Origin of the sequence: Ensifer sp. 22460 (assembly GCF_052044935.1) — a bacterium.
In the GTDB taxonomy this organism is placed as follows: Bacteria; Pseudomonadota; Alphaproteobacteria; order Rhizobiales; family Rhizobiaceae; genus Ensifer.
In genome coordinates, this window is the sequence record NZ_JBQENZ010000037.1 from 52,698 (window position 1) to 68,777 (window position 16,080).

Annotated in this window: 14 protein-coding genes; 8 read left to right on the forward strand and 6 right to left on the reverse strand. The window is 62.4% G+C overall.

From position 1 onward, the window contains the following. Window positions 1-82: 82 nt before the first annotated feature. On the reverse strand, window positions 83-673 hold the full coding sequence (locus ACTJKM_RS32085) for a VOC family protein (protein WP_058328375.1): 591 nt from the start codon (window positions 671-673) through the stop codon (window positions 83-85). Between the two features lie 259 nt (window positions 674-932). Between ACTJKM_RS32085 and ACTJKM_RS32090 the strand changes: the two genes are divergently transcribed. From ACTJKM_RS32090 to ACTJKM_RS32105, 4 genes are all read left to right on the forward strand, one after another. Next, window positions 933-1,385, forward strand: coding sequence for a hypothetical protein (locus ACTJKM_RS32090; RefSeq protein ID WP_162764692.1), 453 nt, complete (start codon window positions 933-935; stop codon window positions 1,383-1,385). A gap of 118 nt (window positions 1,386-1,503) precedes the next feature. After that, window positions 1,504-2,103 carry a hypothetical protein gene (locus ACTJKM_RS32095; RefSeq protein WP_058328377.1) on the forward strand — a complete coding sequence of 200 codons (600 nt, stop codon included), beginning with the start codon at window positions 1,504-1,506 and terminating at the stop codon, window positions 2,101-2,103. Continuing rightward, on the forward strand, window positions 2,103-2,693 hold the full coding sequence (locus tag ACTJKM_RS32100) for a hypothetical protein (protein WP_057251641.1): 591 nt from the start codon (window positions 2,103-2,105) through the stop codon (window positions 2,691-2,693). Before ACTJKM_RS32095 ends, ACTJKM_RS32100 begins: the two co-directional genes overlap by 1 nt. Before the next feature lie 12 nt (window positions 2,694-2,705). After that, a complete protein-coding gene (locus ACTJKM_RS32105; protein WP_057251640.1) occupies window positions 2,706-3,233 on the forward strand; it encodes a hypothetical protein in 528 nt (175 codons plus the stop codon). Here ACTJKM_RS32105 and ACTJKM_RS32110 read toward each other — a convergent pair. From ACTJKM_RS32110 to ACTJKM_RS32130, 5 genes are all read right to left on the reverse strand, one after another. Then, window positions 3,226-4,548: a hypothetical protein gene (locus ACTJKM_RS32110; protein ID WP_244495649.1), complete on the reverse strand. Its 1,323-nt coding sequence runs from the start codon at window positions 4,546-4,548 to the stop codon at window positions 3,226-3,228. The two genes, ACTJKM_RS32105 and ACTJKM_RS32110, sit on opposite strands and share 8 nt — an antisense overlap. 20 nt (window positions 4,549-4,568) lie before the next feature. Continuing rightward, entirely contained in the window at window positions 4,569-6,707 is a 2,139-nt protein-coding gene (gene scpA / locus ACTJKM_RS32115) for a methylmalonyl-CoA mutase (protein ID WP_113513060.1), read from the reverse strand. Window positions 6,708-6,881: 174 nt separating this feature from the next. After that, the gene (locus ACTJKM_RS32120) at window positions 6,882-8,885 is read right to left on the reverse strand and encodes an acetyl-CoA carboxylase biotin carboxylase subunit (RefSeq protein ID WP_113513058.1); all 2,004 of its coding nucleotides are present in this window, start codon (window positions 8,883-8,885) and stop codon (window positions 6,882-6,884) included. Between the two features lie 32 nt (window positions 8,886-8,917). Beyond that, window positions 8,918-9,208: a hypothetical protein gene (locus ACTJKM_RS32125; RefSeq protein WP_245296179.1), complete on the reverse strand. Its 291-nt coding sequence runs from the start codon at window positions 9,206-9,208 to the stop codon at window positions 8,918-8,920. 11 nt (window positions 9,209-9,219) lie between these two features. Further along, entirely contained in the window at window positions 9,220-10,752 is a 1,533-nt protein-coding gene (locus ACTJKM_RS32130; RefSeq protein ID WP_058323265.1) for an acyl-CoA carboxylase subunit beta, read from the reverse strand. Window positions 10,753-10,893: 141 nt separating this feature from the next. Here ACTJKM_RS32130 and ACTJKM_RS32135 point away from each other — a divergent pair, with 141 nt between their 5' ends. The 4 genes from ACTJKM_RS32135 to mmsB all read left to right on the forward strand — a co-directional run bounded on the left by ACTJKM_RS32135 (window position 10,894) and on the right by mmsB (window position 15,704). Next, window positions 10,894-12,312, forward strand: a complete 1,419-nt coding sequence (locus tag ACTJKM_RS32135) for a helix-turn-helix domain-containing protein (protein WP_058328379.1) — start codon at window positions 10,894-10,896, stop codon at window positions 12,310-12,312. 218 nt (window positions 12,313-12,530) lie between these two features. Next, window positions 12,531-13,673 (forward strand): isobutyryl-CoA dehydrogenase, encoded by a 1,143-nt coding sequence (locus tag ACTJKM_RS32140; RefSeq protein ID WP_058328381.1) that lies wholly within the window; start codon window positions 12,531-12,533, stop codon window positions 13,671-13,673. Between the two features lie 23 nt (window positions 13,674-13,696). Then, complete coding sequence (locus tag ACTJKM_RS32145; protein WP_058328382.1) at window positions 13,697-14,749, forward strand: enoyl-CoA hydratase/isomerase family protein; 1,053 nt, start codon at window positions 13,697-13,699, stop codon at window positions 14,747-14,749. A gap of 58 nt (window positions 14,750-14,807) precedes the next feature. Further along, window positions 14,808-15,704, forward strand: a complete 897-nt coding sequence (mmsB, locus tag ACTJKM_RS32150; RefSeq protein WP_440639198.1) for a 3-hydroxyisobutyrate dehydrogenase — start codon at window positions 14,808-14,810, stop codon at window positions 15,702-15,704. Window positions 15,705-16,080: the final 376 nt, after the last annotated feature.

The window sequence follows — 16,080 nt, forward strand, 5'->3', positions numbered from 1 at the left end:
CTTTGCTCGCGATCCCGCAGTTCCGGCTCGCTCGCCGGCGCGGTCGCGTGCGTTGAACGACAGGCGTGGACCACGACGCGCTTTATCGCGGCCGATAAGGATCCTTCGGCTCCCGGTCGGACGACAGCGTTGGCCGTGCGCGCTCGATCAGTGTCTCGATCGCATCGGCCAGGTGCACCTCGGCGATATTGTAGTCGCCGCGTGCGACCCTGACCTTATGTGCTTCCATCAGCACCTCGGCGTGGCTGTGGCCCGGTGGTGGCTCGAAGCGATAGGAGGCAAGCTCGACCAGCAGCCCAAGCGGGTCCTCGAAATAGATCGAGTCCATGAAACCGCGGTCCTTGACGCCGCTGTGCCGGACACTTCGTTCGTCGAGCCGCTCCACCGCCTGGGTGAAGGTCGCGCGCGAAACGGCAAAGGCGATGTGGTGCACACAGCCGATGTCCGTCGGGGTTCGCTCGGGATCGGGCTTGCGGTTCTCGTCGGTGAAGATGGTGATCAGGCGGCCATCGCCCGGGTCGAAATAGAGATGGCTTTCGCTCGCCCGGTCGAGATTCGGCTGCTCGAAAATGAAGGGCATGCCGAGAAGCCCCTCCCAGAAATCGATCGACGTCTGTCGGTCGGCGCCGACGAGCGTGATGTGATGAACCCCTTGCGACTGCAGTTTTCGCATCGAAGGCCTCCCAGGTGAAGCGGAGGACACAGGACGAAACGGGATCTGGTTTCACCCTTTTCCGCTCCACTCGATTGTCGTCCGTCGCGGCAAGAAGGCAAGCGCCAATGCGGGGGCAAGCTGCCCGCAAAGCGGTCGGAAAGCATCCGACATCTCAACTATTTTCTTCTGGGTTGCTGTGTGTGTATTGTGCAATCAGTGAATGTGTCGGCAACGCTCCAAACGGCCTGATGGCTGGGAACAATCAGGGAGTTGAAGTGTGAAATTTCTCCGGGGAGTCGGTGTTGTCTGCCTGTTGTCTTTTTCGCTTGCAGGCGCGGCGCGGGCGGACGGCTCTGCCTTTGCGGGGCAATGGCGGCAACTGACTTCGACGGCCGGGCGTTGCGATCAGTGCTACATCGGCATCGTAAGACATGGCGACCTGCTGACGGTCACGAGCAACAACGGCTGGCAAGCCGTCATGAACATCGAGAACTTTTTGGACCTCGAGCTTGCCGCAGGGACCGGGCAGTGGAAATCCACAGTCGCTGGCGCCTATGGCGGCAAGCATTTCGGTATTCAGTTCGTTCGGCGTGGCCCTGAATTGCAGATGTTCATGGTGGTTTCGCAGGCAACAGGCAGGCCATTGTCCATTCGCGCGACCTTCGAAAGAGGGCTGCCTGCTACGAACTGGCGTCATCAGCCGGCGCCGATCGAGATGCAACGGATCTAGGTACTGATGTCCTGACGCGGGCCGACAAAGACGCTTGCCCCGATACGCGTGTTTTGATTTTCCGTGCGAACCTCCCTATCTTCCGGTTGCAACATCCGAAGGGGCGGACGGAGGACAAATGCCGGTCGTGCAACGATCGAAAATCAGGCAGCGTCTTTTGATCATGCTGGTCACCGGTATCGGCGGAATGGCTGCGGCTGCGGTCTCCTTTGCGACCGCAGTCTATGATGCGGCGAATCCGGTGCCTGCCGTCACCGCAGCCAAGGGTGAGGCGATCGATACCGGCCGGTGGCGGGTGACGATCAACGACGCCACCATGGCTTCCGTGCCGCCGACCGGAACCAAGCCGTTCGAGCCGAAGCGATTCCTGATGGTGGATATCGAACTCGACAACCGATCGGTTACCACCAGCAATGCCTTTATGAACCTGATCGCGATCAAGGACGAGCGAGTCATCGCATCGCCGGAGCCGGTCTATTATCTCGCCAGGGACAAATGGATCGCGAGTGCCATCAACCCAAACATGCCGGAAAAGCTCATCGCGGTCTGGGAATGGCCGGCGGATCGCCCGGAGCCGGAGAAGGTTTCTCTGTCCATCGGCAAACAGATCTACAAGCCGCGTGACAACCTCTACGGCGCGCCCAACTGGTTCGATGATGGCGAGGCCGCGGTGGTCGAATTGGCAGTCACGCAAGATACGGGATCGTCGGAGCAATGATGTCGGCTCTTCGCGCGCTGCTGCTCTCAGTGTCTGCAATCGCAGCGCTGTACGCGATGCGAAGCAGCACGCCTGGCTACGGCGATATCACGGCACCGATTGCCGTTCGTGGTGCAGTCGGCGAGCGGGTCGAGAGCCGGGACTTCGCCTTCGGCGCGGCCAATGTGCACCTGGCACGCCAGGTCAGGGTCGAGAGCTTCGGGCGGATCAAGGAATACTCGACATCCGGCATCTGGCTCATCATCGAAGGCGCGGCCGTCGCGAAAACCGAAACGATGACGCTGACCTCGGCGGAGTGGCTGGCAGGCAACGGTTTGCGCTACGAGCTCAGCCAGCGGTTCTCGACCGTGCCCGGCTATCTGCCGACGGAAAGGCTCGAACCAGGCCTGCCGAGGCCGGTACTTCTTGCCTTCGAACTTCCCGAAGCGGCCGTTGACAAAGGCACGCTGCTCGTCGCCCGCAGCCTGGTGATGCCGCTTGCTGAGGAGCTTTGGATTACGCTCGGCGACAAGCAGCCGACCGATATCAAGCCGTCCGTCACCATTGCGCGCGGCAGCAGCGGCACGCCCTGGACGTTGGCGGCGCGCTGAGGAGACACCGTTATGAGCGAGAAGCGCACGTTCTGGATCTGCCTGCTGGCGCTGGTCGTCGCACTGCCGCTCGCCTTCGTCGTCCGTGCGTGGGAGAGCCTGCGAGAGGGGCATTGGCTTGCCACCCAAAAGGCCGAGATCGTCGTCGAGGATGGAGCGGGGCAGGCCTTTGCCGGTGGACAGTGGAAGCTTCTGGACATGAGGCGGCTGCCGCGCACCAATGACGCGCGCGTCATTCTCGCCGAATTCGAGGCGTCGCCGACCGATCCGGCCGTTCTGTCGCAAGGAGCCTGCCGCGTCCGGCTGATCGACAGCGAGGGGCGCCGTTTTGAGCCCGTCACCCTGACCGAGCCGATCGTCCGGGAGATGTATCCGGAGGTGGCCGAACGCCCGCGCTGCGGTGTGCTCGCCTTTACCGACGCCAAGACTGGCGCCACGGTCCGTATGGCCGAGAGCTTCATCGTTCCCGCGGAGGCGCGGGATCTTTCACTCAGGATTGAGTTTCCGGGCGCAAGCGATGAAACGCTGATCTTCAAGTAGACGCGTAGCTGATTTCGCTCTTCTCAGCCTGGCCGGAAACCGCATGTTCGAGCATCGCCGCCAACAAGGTGATGCGCACGGCGTCGAGCACGATGCCGCCGTCGAGATCGCTAGGGCTGCCGATGAAAAGGCTGAGTGCATCGAAGACAAGCTGCCAACTCGCGAGGTCGCCCATGCCGAGGGTTCGCGTCGCCGCATACCAGATCCAGGCACCAAGCCAGGCGATGGCGCGGTAGGCAATGATGAAGGCAAATAGCGTCGCAAGCCCTGAACCGAGCGTCAGCTTCAGGCAGGTCCATATCGGAGCGTAGCGGGAGCGGTAGTCGCTGACGAAGTGGTCGAGGAAATCGGCAATCCACTTGCGAAAGGTTCTGGCCCGCCGCGGCCGCGGCGAGGATGGCCTGGCGCGCGATTCCGGGCTCGAAAGCTCGTAACCATTGATGATCGCCGCCATGACCAGCCAGATGATCGGTAGAAGCGCATAGAAGAACAGACCCTCCGCCTCAGTGTTCCAATCGGGTCTTCTCAGTTCCACCGGCACGAAGGTCTCGGCGGCATGCGCTACGGCGGTGAAGGTGAAACCGTTCATGCTGAGAAGCCTGCCGGCGCCGAGCCAGGTGATGACCTGGTCTTTCCAGACCGACAGGCCATAAAGCCCGATGAAGATCCAGCTCGCGTCCGCCGCGACGACCAGCAGTCGCCAGAAGGGTGTTTCGCTGCGCTTGCTCATGCGCTTTGCGCCCCACCGCACCAGCCAGCACAACGCGATCGAAATAAAGACGCCGCGCGATTTCAGGATATCGAAGAAGTCACCCTTCTCGCCGAAGGCGACGGCGTCGAGTGCCAAACGCGAATATTCCCGCACCGCCTCGCCGAGGAAACCCCAGGCGGCGTAATAGGCGAAGAACGGCAGGATGGCGGCTGAGGTGACGGCGAGCAGCCTGCGATCGGTTTTCGGCACCGTGGTCTCGACATGCGTGGCCACCGGTTGTTGGCGGAGCGCTTCGAGTGCCGGCAAACCGGGGCGAAGCGCCATGAACATCAAGACGATAACGACGAGCTTCGCCAGCACGACAAAGGAGAGCGTCACCATGCCACCGAGCGGATGCTGCAGCCCGATCCAGACTGCCGCACGCATCAGGAGATCATGCACGATGTAGCCGCAGGTCCCGATCAAGAGGAGCTGCGGCCAGAAGCGAGCGATGAGGCGCCCCATCAGGACAAAGGGTCCGAACACTTCGGCGATCGACGTCATGGCCACAACATAGTTGCGCCAATCGGCGACGACAACCGCACGGGGCAGGTGAAGAGCCAAACACCCTCCGCCTTGCCGTGTCAGATATTGCGGCGTTTGCCTTCGATCAGGTCGAGCACGGCGCGTGCGGCGTCGAGCACATTGGTGCCCGGACCGAAGACGGCCGACACGCCGTTGTCCATCAGGTAGTCATAGTCCTGACGCGGAATGACGCCGCCGCAGATGACGATGACATCCTCGCCGCCGCGCTTCTTCAGGGCTTCTGCAAGCTGCGGCATCAACGTCTTGTGGCCGGCGGCAAGCGAGGAGACGCCGATGACATTGACCTTACTGGCCAGCGCCATGTCGGCGGCCTCTTCCGGGGTCTGGAAAAGAGGGCCGGCAAGCACGTCGAAACCGATATCGCCGAAGGCCGAGGCGATGACTTTGGCGCCGCGGTCGTGGCCGTCCTGGCCGAGCTTTGCGACCATTATTTTTGGTTTGCGGCCGAGCTTTGCTGAGACCTCGTCGAGGCGCCCCGAGAGCACCTCGAGCTCCGGCTCACCTTCATAGGCCTTGCCGTAGATCTTGCTGACGACCTTGGGCGTCGCGGCGTGGTCGCCGAAGGCGCCACGCATCGCATCGGAAATTTCGCCGACGGTGGCGCGGGCACGCGCCGCCTCGACGGCGGCGGCCAGCAGGTTGCCTTCGCCTGTCAATGCGATCTCAGCAAGCGCCGTAAGGGTCTTCTTGACCTCGACGCTGTCGCGCCGACGCTTGGTTTCCTCGATCCGGCGGATCTGCGCGGCGCGCACGGCGCTGTTGTCGATCTCCAGAATGTCGATCGGCTCCTCGTTGTCGAGGCGGTACTTGTTGACCCCAACGATGATCTCCTCGCCCTTGTCGACGGCGGCCTGGCGACGGGTCGCCGCCTCTTCGATCAATCGCTTCGGCAGCCCGGCATTGACGGCACGGGTCATGCCGCCCATCGCCTCGACCTCCTCGATCAGTAGCCAGGCTTTGTCTGCGAGCTCGTTGGTCAGGCTTTCGACATAGTAGGACCCGGCGAGCGGATCGACGACCTTGGTCACGCCGGTCTCGTGCTGCAGGATCAGTTGCGTGTTGCGGGCGATGCGGGCGGAAAACTCCGTCGGCAGCGCGATCGCCTCGTCGAACGAATTGGTGTGCAGCGACTGGGTGCCACCGAGAGCGGCGGACATCGCCTCGAAGGCCGTGCGGATGATGTTGTTATAGGGATCCTGTTCCTGCAGCGAGACGCCCGAAGTCTGACAATGGGTGCGCAGCATCAGCGACGACGGCTTCTTCGGCTCGAACTCCTTCATGATCCGGGTCCAGAGCAGGCGCGCAGCGCGAAGCTTCGCTGCTTCCATGAAGAAGTTCATGCCGATCGCGAAGAAGAACGAAAGCCGCCCGGCGAACTCGTCGACATTGAGCCCCTTGGCGAGCGCCGCCCGCACATATTCGCGCCCGTCGGCGAGCGTGAAGGCAAGCTCCTGCACCAGCGTCGCGCCGGCCTCCTGCATGTGATAGCCGGAGATCGAGATCGAGTTGAATTTCGGCATCTCCCTGGCCGTGTACTCGATGATATCGGCGACGATGCGCATCGAGGGTTCCGGCGGGTAGATATAGGTGTTGCGGACCATGAACTCCTTGAGGATGTCGTTCTGGATAGTGCCTGAAAGCTTGTCGCGCGAAACACCCTGCTCCTCGCCAGCGACGATGAAGGAGGCGAGGATCGGGATGACGGCGCCATTCATGGTCATCGACACCGACATCTCGTCGAGCGGGATGCCGTCGAACAGGATCTTCATGTCCTCAACCGAGTCGATCGCCACACCGGCCTTGCCGACGTCGCCCTCGACGCGCGGGTGGTCGCTGTCATAGCCGCGATGGGTTGCGAGGTCGAAGGCGACCGAGAGTCCCTTCTGTCCGGCAGCCAGGTTCTTCCGGTAGAAGGCGTTGGAGGCCTCCGCCGTCGAGAAGCCGGCATATTGCCGGATCGTCCAGGGACGGCCGGCATACATGGTGGCGCGCGGGCCGCGCACGAAAGGCTCGAAACCGGGCAACGACGTGAGATAATCGATGCCGTCGAGATCTCCCGCCGTGTAGAGGGGCTTCACGGCGATTCCTTCGGGCGTCTGCCAGGTGAGGCTTTCGGGCGCCGCTTTGAGTTCTCTCTCGGCGAGCGCTTCCCAGTCCTTGATGTTTTTCTCGGTCATCGACGTGCTCCGCATTCTGCTTGTCTCAATCAGCCCCTCATCCCTGCCGGGACCTTCTCCCAGTCACAACGGGAGAAGGGGGCCGTCGCACTCTCGGCGCTTAACTTCCCTCTCCCCGCCTGCGGGGAGAGGGTCAGGGTGAGGGGCAAAGCCTGGATGGCTTTGCGGCTTTCACTATTCGAATTCCATGATCAGCTCGTCGACGGCGAGGCTGGCGCCGGCGGCGACCGCCACGCGCTTCACCACGGCCCGTTTCTCGGCGCGCAGGATGTTCTCCATCTTCATCGCCTCGACGACCGCGAGCGCCTGTCCTGCTTCGACCGTGTCGCCGGCTTTTACCGTGACCGAGGTGATCACCCCGGGCATCGGGCAAAGCAGCATGCGCGACGTGTCCGGCGGCAGCTTCTTCGGCATCAGCCGTGCCAGTTCCGCAACCCGCGGGCTTCTGACATGGGCAACGACATCAATGCCGCGCCAGCGAAGCCGGAGGGCGGTGCCGGCCAGATCGACTTTGACGCTCAAGGGCTCATTGTCGATGTTGAACGTGGCGAGCGTACGACCGGGCGTCCAGTCGCCGGCGATGGTGACCGTCGAGCCATCGGCGAAGCTCACATAGGAGCCGTCAGCGGACGAACCGGCAGTCACCGCAATATCGTGATCGCCGAGACCGACCACCCAATCATGGCCGATGATGCGGCGATGATTGCCGATCGTGCCGGAAATCTGGCTGGCCCGTTCCTGCAAGATCTGATTGACCGAGACCGCGACGGCGGCGAGCTTGCGAAGCGACCGCTCATCGGCCGCAACGCCGTGAAAACCGTCGACAAATTCCTCGGCGATATAGGCAGTCGTCAACCGGCCGTCGCGGAAGCGCTGCTGTTGCATGACCGCGGCCAGGAACGGCAGGTTATGGCCAATGCCTTCCACTTCGAACTGATCGAGCGCGTCGGCCATAGCCTCGACCGCCGTCTGCCGGTCCGGTGCCCAGGTGCAGAGTTTGGCGATCATCGGGTCGTAGAACATCGAGATCTCGCCGCCCTCGAAGACGCCGGTGTCGTTGCGCGTCACCGTGCCGTTGTCGCGCGTGCCCTCGACCGGCGGACGGTAGCGCGTCAGCCGGCCGATCGACGGCAGGAAGTTGCGATAGGGATCTTCCGCATAAAGCCGGCTTTCAATCGCCCAGCCATTGAGCTTTACATCGTCCTGGCCGAAGGCGAGCTTTTCGCCGCTAGCAACTCGGATCATCTGCTCGACGAGGTCGAGCCCGGTGATGAGTTCGGTCACTGGATGCTCCACCTGCAGGCGGGTGTTCATCTCGAGGAAGTAGAAGTTGCGCTTGGCATCGACGATGAATTCGACGGTGCCGGCCGAGTGGTAGCCGACGGCCTTGGCAAGTGCGACCGCCTGTTCGCCCATGGCCTTGCGGGTCTCGGGGTCGAGGAAAGGCGAGGGTGCCTCCTCGATGACCTTCTGATTGCGGCGCTGGATCGAGCATTCGCGCTCGCCGAGATAGAGCGTGTTGCCGTGCTTGTCGCCAAGCACCTGGATCTCGATGTGACGCGGCTCCGTCACGAATTTTTCGATGAAGATGCGATCGTCGCCGAAGGCGTTCTTTGCCTCGTTCTTTGAGGACTGGAAGCCTTCACGCGCCTCCTGGTCGTTCCAGGCGATGCGCATGCCCTTGCCGCCGCCGCCGGCAGACGCCTTGATCATCACCGGATAGCCGATCGACGCGGCGATCCGGACCGCTTCGTCTGCATCGTCGATCAGGCCCATATGGCCCGGAACCGTCGAGACGCCGGCCTCGGCCGCGAGCTTCTTGGAGGTGATCTTGTCGCCCATCGCCTGGATCGCCCCGACCGGCGGGCCGATGAAGGCCACGCCTTCTTTTGCGAGCGCTTGGGCAAAGGCGGCGTTTTCCGAGAGGAAACCATAGCCCGGATGAACGGCATCGGCGCCGGTCTTGCGGATCGCGTCGATGATCTTGTCGATGACGATATAGGACTGGGCTGACGGCGAGGGGCCAATATGCACCGCCTCGTCCGCCATGCGCACATGCATGGCCTCGCGGTCGGCGTCGGAGTAGACCGCGACGGTGGCGATGCCGAGCTTCTTTGCGGTCTTGATGACGCGGCAGGCGATTTCACCACGGTTGGCGATGAGGATTTTCTTGAACATTTGTTTCTCTTTCAAATCCTTGGGGCGGCGCGTCAGCGTTTGAACTTGCGGCGATAGGGAAGAAGCGCGATCGACGATGCCGCGGCGGCCCCACCGAAAAGCAATGCGAAGGGCACGACAACCATGAGGGTGGCGAGAACCGGGCTCGTCGAACGGACGATGTGGGTGCCGACGGCGCCGATATTGAGCCAGATCAGCACGCCAGCCGTGAGCGCGCCAATCGCCACGCCGATCAGCGCATTGACGGCCATATAGCGCAGCATCGACCAGTGGTCGCGCCTGGCTTCTTCCGGCGTCATGATGCGCTCTGGCTCCCGTTCCATCGTCGCCTCCATCAGAGTGGGATCGTGTCGTGCTTGCGCCAGCGGACATCGACCTGCTTGTTGCGCAGAGACGCAAAAGCACGCGCGATGCGTCGGCGCGACGAATGTGGCATGATCACCTCGTCGATGAAGCCACGTTCTGCCGCCACGAACGGGTTGGCGAAGCGCTCCTCGTACTCCTTCGTGCGCGCGGCGATCTTCTCGACGTCGCCGAGTTCCGAGCGGTAGAGGATTTCGGTGGCGCCCTTGGCACCCATGACGGCGATCTCGGCGGTCGGCCAGGCATAATTGACGTCGGCGCCGATATGTTTCGAGGCCATGACGTCATAGGCGCCGCCATAGGCTTTGCGGGTAATCAGCGTCACCATCGGCACGGTCGCCTGGCTATAGGCAAAGAGCAGCTTGGCGCCATGCTTGATGACGCCGCCATATTCCTGCGCGGTGCCGGGCAGGAAGCCGGGCACGTCGACCAGCGTCAGGATCGGGATCGAGAAGGCATCGCAGAAGCGCACGAACCGGGCGGCCTTGCGCGAACTGTCGATGTCGAGGCAGCCGGCAAGCACCATCGGCTGATTGGCGACGACGCCGACCGTCTGGCCTTCCATGCGGATGAAGCCGGTGATGATGTTCCTGGCGAAGTTCTGCTGCAATTCGAAGAAGTCGCCTTCATCCGCAAGCGCCAGGATCAGTTCCTTCATGTCGTAGGGTTTGGCGGCGCTGTCTGGGATCAGGCTGTCAAGGCGCATTTCGAGCCGCGACGGGTCGTCGTGGAAGGGACGGACCGGCGGCTTTTCGCGGTTGTTGAGCGGCAGGAAATCGAAAAGCAGGCGGGTCGCTTCCAGTGCCTCGATGTCGTTTTCATACGCACCGTCGGCGACCGAAGACTTTGACGTATGCGTGCGCGCGCCGCCGAGCTCTTCCGCAGTGACGATCTCGTTCGTCACTGTCTTCACGACATCCGGCCCGGTCACGAACATGTAGGATGAATCGCGAACCATGAAGATGAAGTCGGTCATGGCCGGCGAATAGACCGCGCCGCCGGCGCAGGGACCCATGATGACCGAGATCTGCGGAATGACGCCGGAGGCTTCGGCATTGCGGCGGAAGACCTCGGCGTAACCGGCAAGCGAGGCCACGCCTTCCTGGATGCGGGCGCCGCCACTGTCGTTGAGGCCGATGACTGGTGCCCCGTTGCGTACCGCCATATCCATGATCTTGCAGATCTTCTGCGCGTGGGTTTCCGACAGGGAGCCGCCGAGAACGGTGAAGTCCTGAGAAAAGACATAGACCTGCCGGCCGTTGATCGTGCCCCAACCGGTGACGACGCCATCGCCCGCGACCTTTTGGCTCTCCATGCCGAAATCGACGCAGCGATGCGTGACGTACATGTCGTATTCTTCGAACGAGCCTTCATCGAGCAGCACCTCGATGCGTTCGCGCGCCGTCAGCTTGCCCTTGCCGTGCTGGGCGTCGATCCGTCGTTGGCCGCCGCCGGCTCTTGCTTCTGCCCGGCGGGCTTCGACCTGTTCTAGTATGGCGCGCATGGTGCCCTCCCGATTTTTCAATGATTGTGCAGAGGCGCTTCGAGCTTCGCAATAGCGTCGAAGGCCGGATGGAAAAACGCCTCTTCATGTGCAAATGTGAAATGGAGAAATTTGTGAAACGTAAATTGCAAAGTTGCAAACATGGCGATTGGCAAGCTCTATATCGGCCGCAAGGTCAGGGAACTGCGGGAGGCGAACAAGGCGACGCAAGGCCAATTTGCAGAACGCATCGGCATCTCGACCAGCTACCTCAACCAGATCGAGAACAACCAGCGGCCGGTCTCAGCCGCGGTGCTTTTGGCGCTCGCCGAAAAATTCCAGATCGATATCGCCGAGCTTTCGACCGGGGAGGGCGATCGTCTGCTTTCGGCGCTGTCGGAAGCGCTCAGCGATCCGTTGTTTGAAACCTATTCGGCCAGTTTGCAGGAGCTGAAGCTGGTCGCGCAGAATGCCCCGGGGCTGGCGCATGCGCTGATCTCCTGCCATCAGGCCTATCGCCGCAACAGCGAGCAGCTCGCAAGCATTGACGACACCATCGGCCGCGGGGCTTCATTCGTCGAAACGACCCCTTACGAAGAGGTGCGCGACTTCTTCCATTTCGTCGACAACTACATTCACGAGATCGACATGCTTGCCGAGCGGCTGGCGGGCGAGCTCGGGCTCGGCGAAGGCGACAATCATGCGGCGCTGGCAAGCTATCTGGAACAGCGTCACGGCGTTCGGGTCGTGCGCGGAGCGGCAGGCGACGAGGCGATCCGCCGCTTCGATCCGCGCGCCCGCATCCTGACCCTCAATCCCTATGCGCCCGCAGCAACGCGCGACTTCCAGATCGCCCTGCAGATCGCCCAGCTTCATGCCCGCGAGGAGATCGATCGGGTGGCCGGTAGTGCCGGCTTCCGCACCGAAGAGGCCTATGAGATCTGTCGCATCGGCCTGCAGAACTATTTTGCCGGCGCGCTGATCCTGCCCTACCAGGCCTTCTCGAAGGCCGCTCGCGACTTGAGGCACGACATCGAATTGCTCGCTGCCCGCTTCGGCGCGTCTTTGGAGCAGGTCTGCCACCGCCTCTCGACCCTGCAGCGGCCGGGGCAGAAAGGCATTCCGATCTTCTTTGCCCGCATCGACCGGGCGGGCAACATCACCAAGCGCCACAGTGCCGCAAAGCTGCAATTCGCCCGCTTTGGTGCTGCCTGTCCGCTCTGGAACGTGCACCAGGCCTTCGAGACGCCGGGCCGGATCATCCGGCAACTGGCCGAAACGCCTGACGGCGTGCGCTACCTCTGTCTCGCCACCCAGATCACCAAGGGCGGCGGCGGTTTCCGCGCGGCGCAGCCGCGCTACGCGCTGGCGCTTGGCTGCGAGGTCTCCTATGCCGATGCCTTCGTCTACGCTGACGACATGGACCTTGGCAACCGCGCCGCCTTCGATCCGATCGGCATTTCCTGCCGCATCTGCGAACGCACGAAATGCGCCAGCCGTGCGGTGCCGCCATTGAAACGCCGCCTGATCGTGGACCATGACTTACGCGGCGCTCTGCCGTATCGTCTAAGCGAGAGCTGATTGGGACGGTCTGTTCATTTTTGAACAGACCCTGTGAGAAGTTGCATCTGGGCCTGGACGAAGTTTGGTGTAACTAGGCCTCCATCGCCTACAGCGCCGCGCGTCTTGTAAAACGCGTAAAGGTCGCTGTGGCACGTTTGGTCGCTGCAGATTTTTGCCTTTAATCGGTTGCGATTGAAGGAAACCTGCAGAGGTATGCGGTCAGGGAGGACATGCATATGGATTTTCGCCTGTCGGAGGAGCAGGAGGCCATTCGTCAGATGGCGCTCGATTTCGCCCGCGACGAGATCGCCCCTCACGCGATCGACTGGGATCAGCAGAAGCATTTTCCGGTCGACACGCTGCGCGGTGCCGCAGCGCTCGGCATGGCCGGCATCTATGTCCGCGACGATGTCGGCGGCACGGGACTGACGCGGCTCGATGCTGCGATCATCATCGAGGCGCTTGCGACCGGCTGCCCGGCCGTCGCCTCCTTCGTCTCGATCCACAACATGTGCGCCGGCATGATTGACCGCTACGGCACGGACGAGCAGCGCCAGCGGCTGCTGCCGAGGCTGCTGACCATGGAGGTGCTGGCGAGTTACTGCCTGACCGAGCCAGGCTCGGGCTCGGATGCAGCGGCGCTGAAGACCAAGGCGGTGAGAGACGGCAACGATTATGTCCTGACCGGCCAGAAGCAGTTCATCTCGGGCGCTGGCGAGTCCGGCCTTTACGTGATCATGGCGCGAACCGGCGAGGACGGCCCAAAGGGCATCTCCACCTTCGTGGTCGAGAAGGACGCACCTGGCCTCACATTCGGTGCCAATGAGAAAAAGATGGGCTGGCACGTCCAGCCCACCCGCGCCGTTATGCTCGATGGTGTCCGCGTGCCGGCGGAAAACCGCCTCGGCGCGGAAGGCGACGGTTTCAAGATCGCCATGGGCGGGCTCGATGGCGGGCGATTGAACATTGCCGCCGCGTCTCTCGGCGGCGCCCAGTCCGCCTTCGAAAAGGCGCTGGCCTATGTCCAGGAGCGCCGCGCCTTCGGCAAGGCGATCGGCGAGTTCCAGGCGCTGCAGTTCCGTCTCGCCGACATGGCGACCGACCTCGAAATCGCCCGCACCTTCCTCTGGCGCGCGGCATCTGCGCTTGATGCCGGCGACCCCGAAGCGACAAAACTCTGCGCCATGGCCAAGCGCTTCGTCACCGACCGCTGCTTTGCCGTCGCCAACGACGCGCTGCAGCTTCACGGCGGTTACGGCTATCTCGCAGACTATGGTGTCGAGAAGATTGTCAGGGACCTCCGGGTGCACCAGATCCTCGAGGGCACCAACGAGATCATGCGCCTGATCGTGGCGCGTTCGCTCATCGGTCGGAAATAGGCCAGAAACAGGAAAGATCGTTCATGGAAATGCAGGCGCCTGAAGTCATCGTCGAGCGGCGAGGAGCGATCGGCAGAATCCGGCTGAACCGCACGCGGGCATTGAACAGCCTCAACGTGCCGATGATCCGGTTGATCGCCGCGGCTTTGACCGAGTTCGAAAATGATCCGGCCGTCGCCGCCGTGTTGGTGACCGGCGAGGGCGAGCGCGGGCTTTGCGCCGGTGGCGATATCCGCATGATTTACGAGAGTGGCCGCGAGCGGCCGGAGGAAGGTGCGCAGTTCTGGCGCGAGGAATTCGTCGTCAACAGCCGCATCTCCGGCTACCGCAAACCCTATATCGCGATCATGGACGGCATCGTCATGGGCGGCGGCGTCGGGATTTCCGCCCATGGCAGCCACCGCATCGTCACCGAGCGGACCCGGCTTGCGATGCCGGAGACCGGGATCGGCTACTTCCCTGACGTTGGCGCCACCTGGCTTCTTCCCAGGGCGCCCGGTGAATTCGGCACCTATCTCGGTCTGACCGGGCGGGACATCGTCGCAGCCGATGCCATCCATGCGCGGCTTGCAGATAGTTTCGTCGCCGCGAACAAACTGGAAGCACTTGCCGCTGATCTTGCCGCGCTGCCGCCGACGGCAGGCAGCGCCGATGTCAACGCGGTGATTGCAAAGCACGCTTCGGAAGCGCCGGCAACGCCGCTTCAAAACCACTTTGCGCTGATCGACCGTTGCTTCGCCTTTGATACGGTTGAAGAGATCCTGGCGGCGCTCGAGGCTGATGGTTCCGATTTCGCCAAGGAAACGCTGGCGCTGCTCAATTCGCGTTCGGCGCTGAGCATGAAGCTGACGCTCGAACTCTTGCGCGCTGGCCGCCGCAGCGCGTCGCTGAACGAATGCCTCGAACGGGAATATTCCGCGACGCTCGGAATGCTTGGTAACCCCGACTTCTACGAAGGTGTGCGTGCTGCGGTGATCGACAAGGACCGCAATCCAAAATGGTCGGTGGCGCTGGCCGGTGTCACACCTGCCTTGCTGTCGCGTTTCGGCAGGAAGGATCACCCGCCACTGTTTTAGCGCCTGAGGATGGGACGCTGTTCGGTTTTGGCCGAGTTTCAATGAGAGGAGGAATGACATGATGAAGATCGCCTTTATCGGGCTCGGCAATATGGGCGGGCCTATGGCCGCCAATCTGGTGAAGGCGGGCCATGCGGTCAGCGGTTTCGACCTGTCGGAAGCCTCGCGCAACGCCGCGGCGAAAACCGGGGTCTCCGTCGCGGGCTCGATCGCGCACGCGGTGCGCGGCGCCGAATGCGTGATCACCATGCTGCCCGCCGGCGCCCATGTCCTCTATGTCTGGGACGAACTCCTCGGCTTCGTCGATCCGGGCACGCTCCTGATCGACAGTTCGACGATCGACGTCGATAGCGCCCGCAAGGCGCATGCGCTCTCGGAAAAGATCGGCTGCCCCTCTCTCGATGCTCCCGTCTCCGGTGGAACTGGTGGTGCTGCGGCCGGCACGCTGACCTTCATGGTCGGCGGCAGCGACGAGGCATTCGCCCGCGGTAAGCCGTTGCTCGATGCCATGGGCAAGAAGATCGTCCATTGTGGCGGAACCGGTGCGGGCCAGGCGGCGAAGATCTGCAACAACATGATCCTCGGAATATCCATGGCCGGCGTCTGTGAAGCCTTTGTGCTGGCCGAACGGCTGGGGCTTTCGCACCAGGCCCTGTTCGACGTGGCGTCGACTTCGTCCGGCCAATGCTGGTCTCTGACGACCTATTGCCCCGTGCCGGGTCCGGTCCCGACCTCGCCGGCCAACAATGACTACAAGCCGGGCTTTGCCGCGAGCCTGATGTTGAAGGACCTGAAGCTGTCGCAGCAGGCCGCAAGTGCAGCGGGTGCGACCACGCCGATGGGCGCACAGGCAGCCCAGCTCTATTCGATGTTCGAGAAGCTCGGTCATGGCGGTGAAGACTTTTCCGCCCTGATCCACCTTCTGCGCGGCAACGACGAGGCAAAGGCCGGCTAATCCGTCCGCGTCGATGGATTTTCGCCCGTTTAACCGGGCGAAAATTTGCCGCTTATGCCTGTGAATAGAAATTAATTTGTATTTTCAATGACTTATGAAATTTATATCAAAGCTATGAAACTAGCTGTTGACGTCTTGGAGGTGTGGGGTCTATAAGCCCGATCACTGACGAGGGCGGCGGCGCTGCTGGCGACGACGACCTTCGCTCTAGAGTTTCCCTGGTTGGCTGAGGCTGATTTTGGGGTCTGGGACGCGAGTTTCGGGCTTTGAGGAAACGGTTTGACGGACGGTGAGTTCGTCGGTTTTTTGACAATTGAATATAGAGAAAGAGAAACGTGGGCGGCGGAGCTCGTGAGGAACTCGAAAGGGTTCTTTC

Excerpts from the sequence above, each read along its gene's own strand:
- ACTJKM_RS32085 (WP_058328375.1), bottom strand. The coding sequence starts at position 673 with ATGCGAAAACTGCAGTCGCAAGGGGTTCATCACATCACGCTCGTCGGC.
- ACTJKM_RS32095 (WP_058328377.1), top strand. The coding sequence starts at position 1,504 with ATGCCGGTCGTGCAACGATCGAAAATCAGGCAGCGTCTTTTGATCATG.
- ACTJKM_RS32100 (WP_057251641.1), top strand. The coding sequence starts at position 2,103 with ATGTCGGCTCTTCGCGCGCTGCTGCTCTCAGTGTCTGCAATCGCAGCG.
- ACTJKM_RS32105 (WP_057251640.1), top strand. The coding sequence starts at position 2,706 with ATGAGCGAGAAGCGCACGTTCTGGATCTGCCTGCTGGCGCTGGTCGTC.
- scpA (WP_113513060.1), bottom strand. The coding sequence starts at position 6,707 with ATGACCGAGAAAAACATCAAGGACTGGGAAGCGCTCGCCGAGAGAGAA.
- ACTJKM_RS32120 (WP_113513058.1), bottom strand. The coding sequence starts at position 8,885 with ATGTTCAAGAAAATCCTCATCGCCAACCGTGGTGAAATCGCCTGCCGC.
- ACTJKM_RS32125 (WP_245296179.1), bottom strand. The coding sequence starts at position 9,208 with ATGGAACGGGAGCCAGAGCGCATCATGACGCCGGAAGAAGCCAGGCGC.
- ACTJKM_RS32130 (WP_058323265.1), bottom strand. The coding sequence starts at position 10,752 with ATGCGCGCCATACTAGAACAGGTCGAAGCCCGCCGGGCAGAAGCAAGA.
- ACTJKM_RS32135 (WP_058328379.1), top strand. The coding sequence starts at position 10,894 with ATGGCGATTGGCAAGCTCTATATCGGCCGCAAGGTCAGGGAACTGCGG.
- ACTJKM_RS32140 (WP_058328381.1), top strand. The coding sequence starts at position 12,531 with ATGGATTTTCGCCTGTCGGAGGAGCAGGAGGCCATTCGTCAGATGGCG.
- ACTJKM_RS32145 (WP_058328382.1), top strand. The coding sequence starts at position 13,697 with ATGGAAATGCAGGCGCCTGAAGTCATCGTCGAGCGGCGAGGAGCGATC.
- mmsB (WP_440639198.1), top strand. The coding sequence starts at position 14,808 with ATGATGAAGATCGCCTTTATCGGGCTCGGCAATATGGGCGGGCCTATG.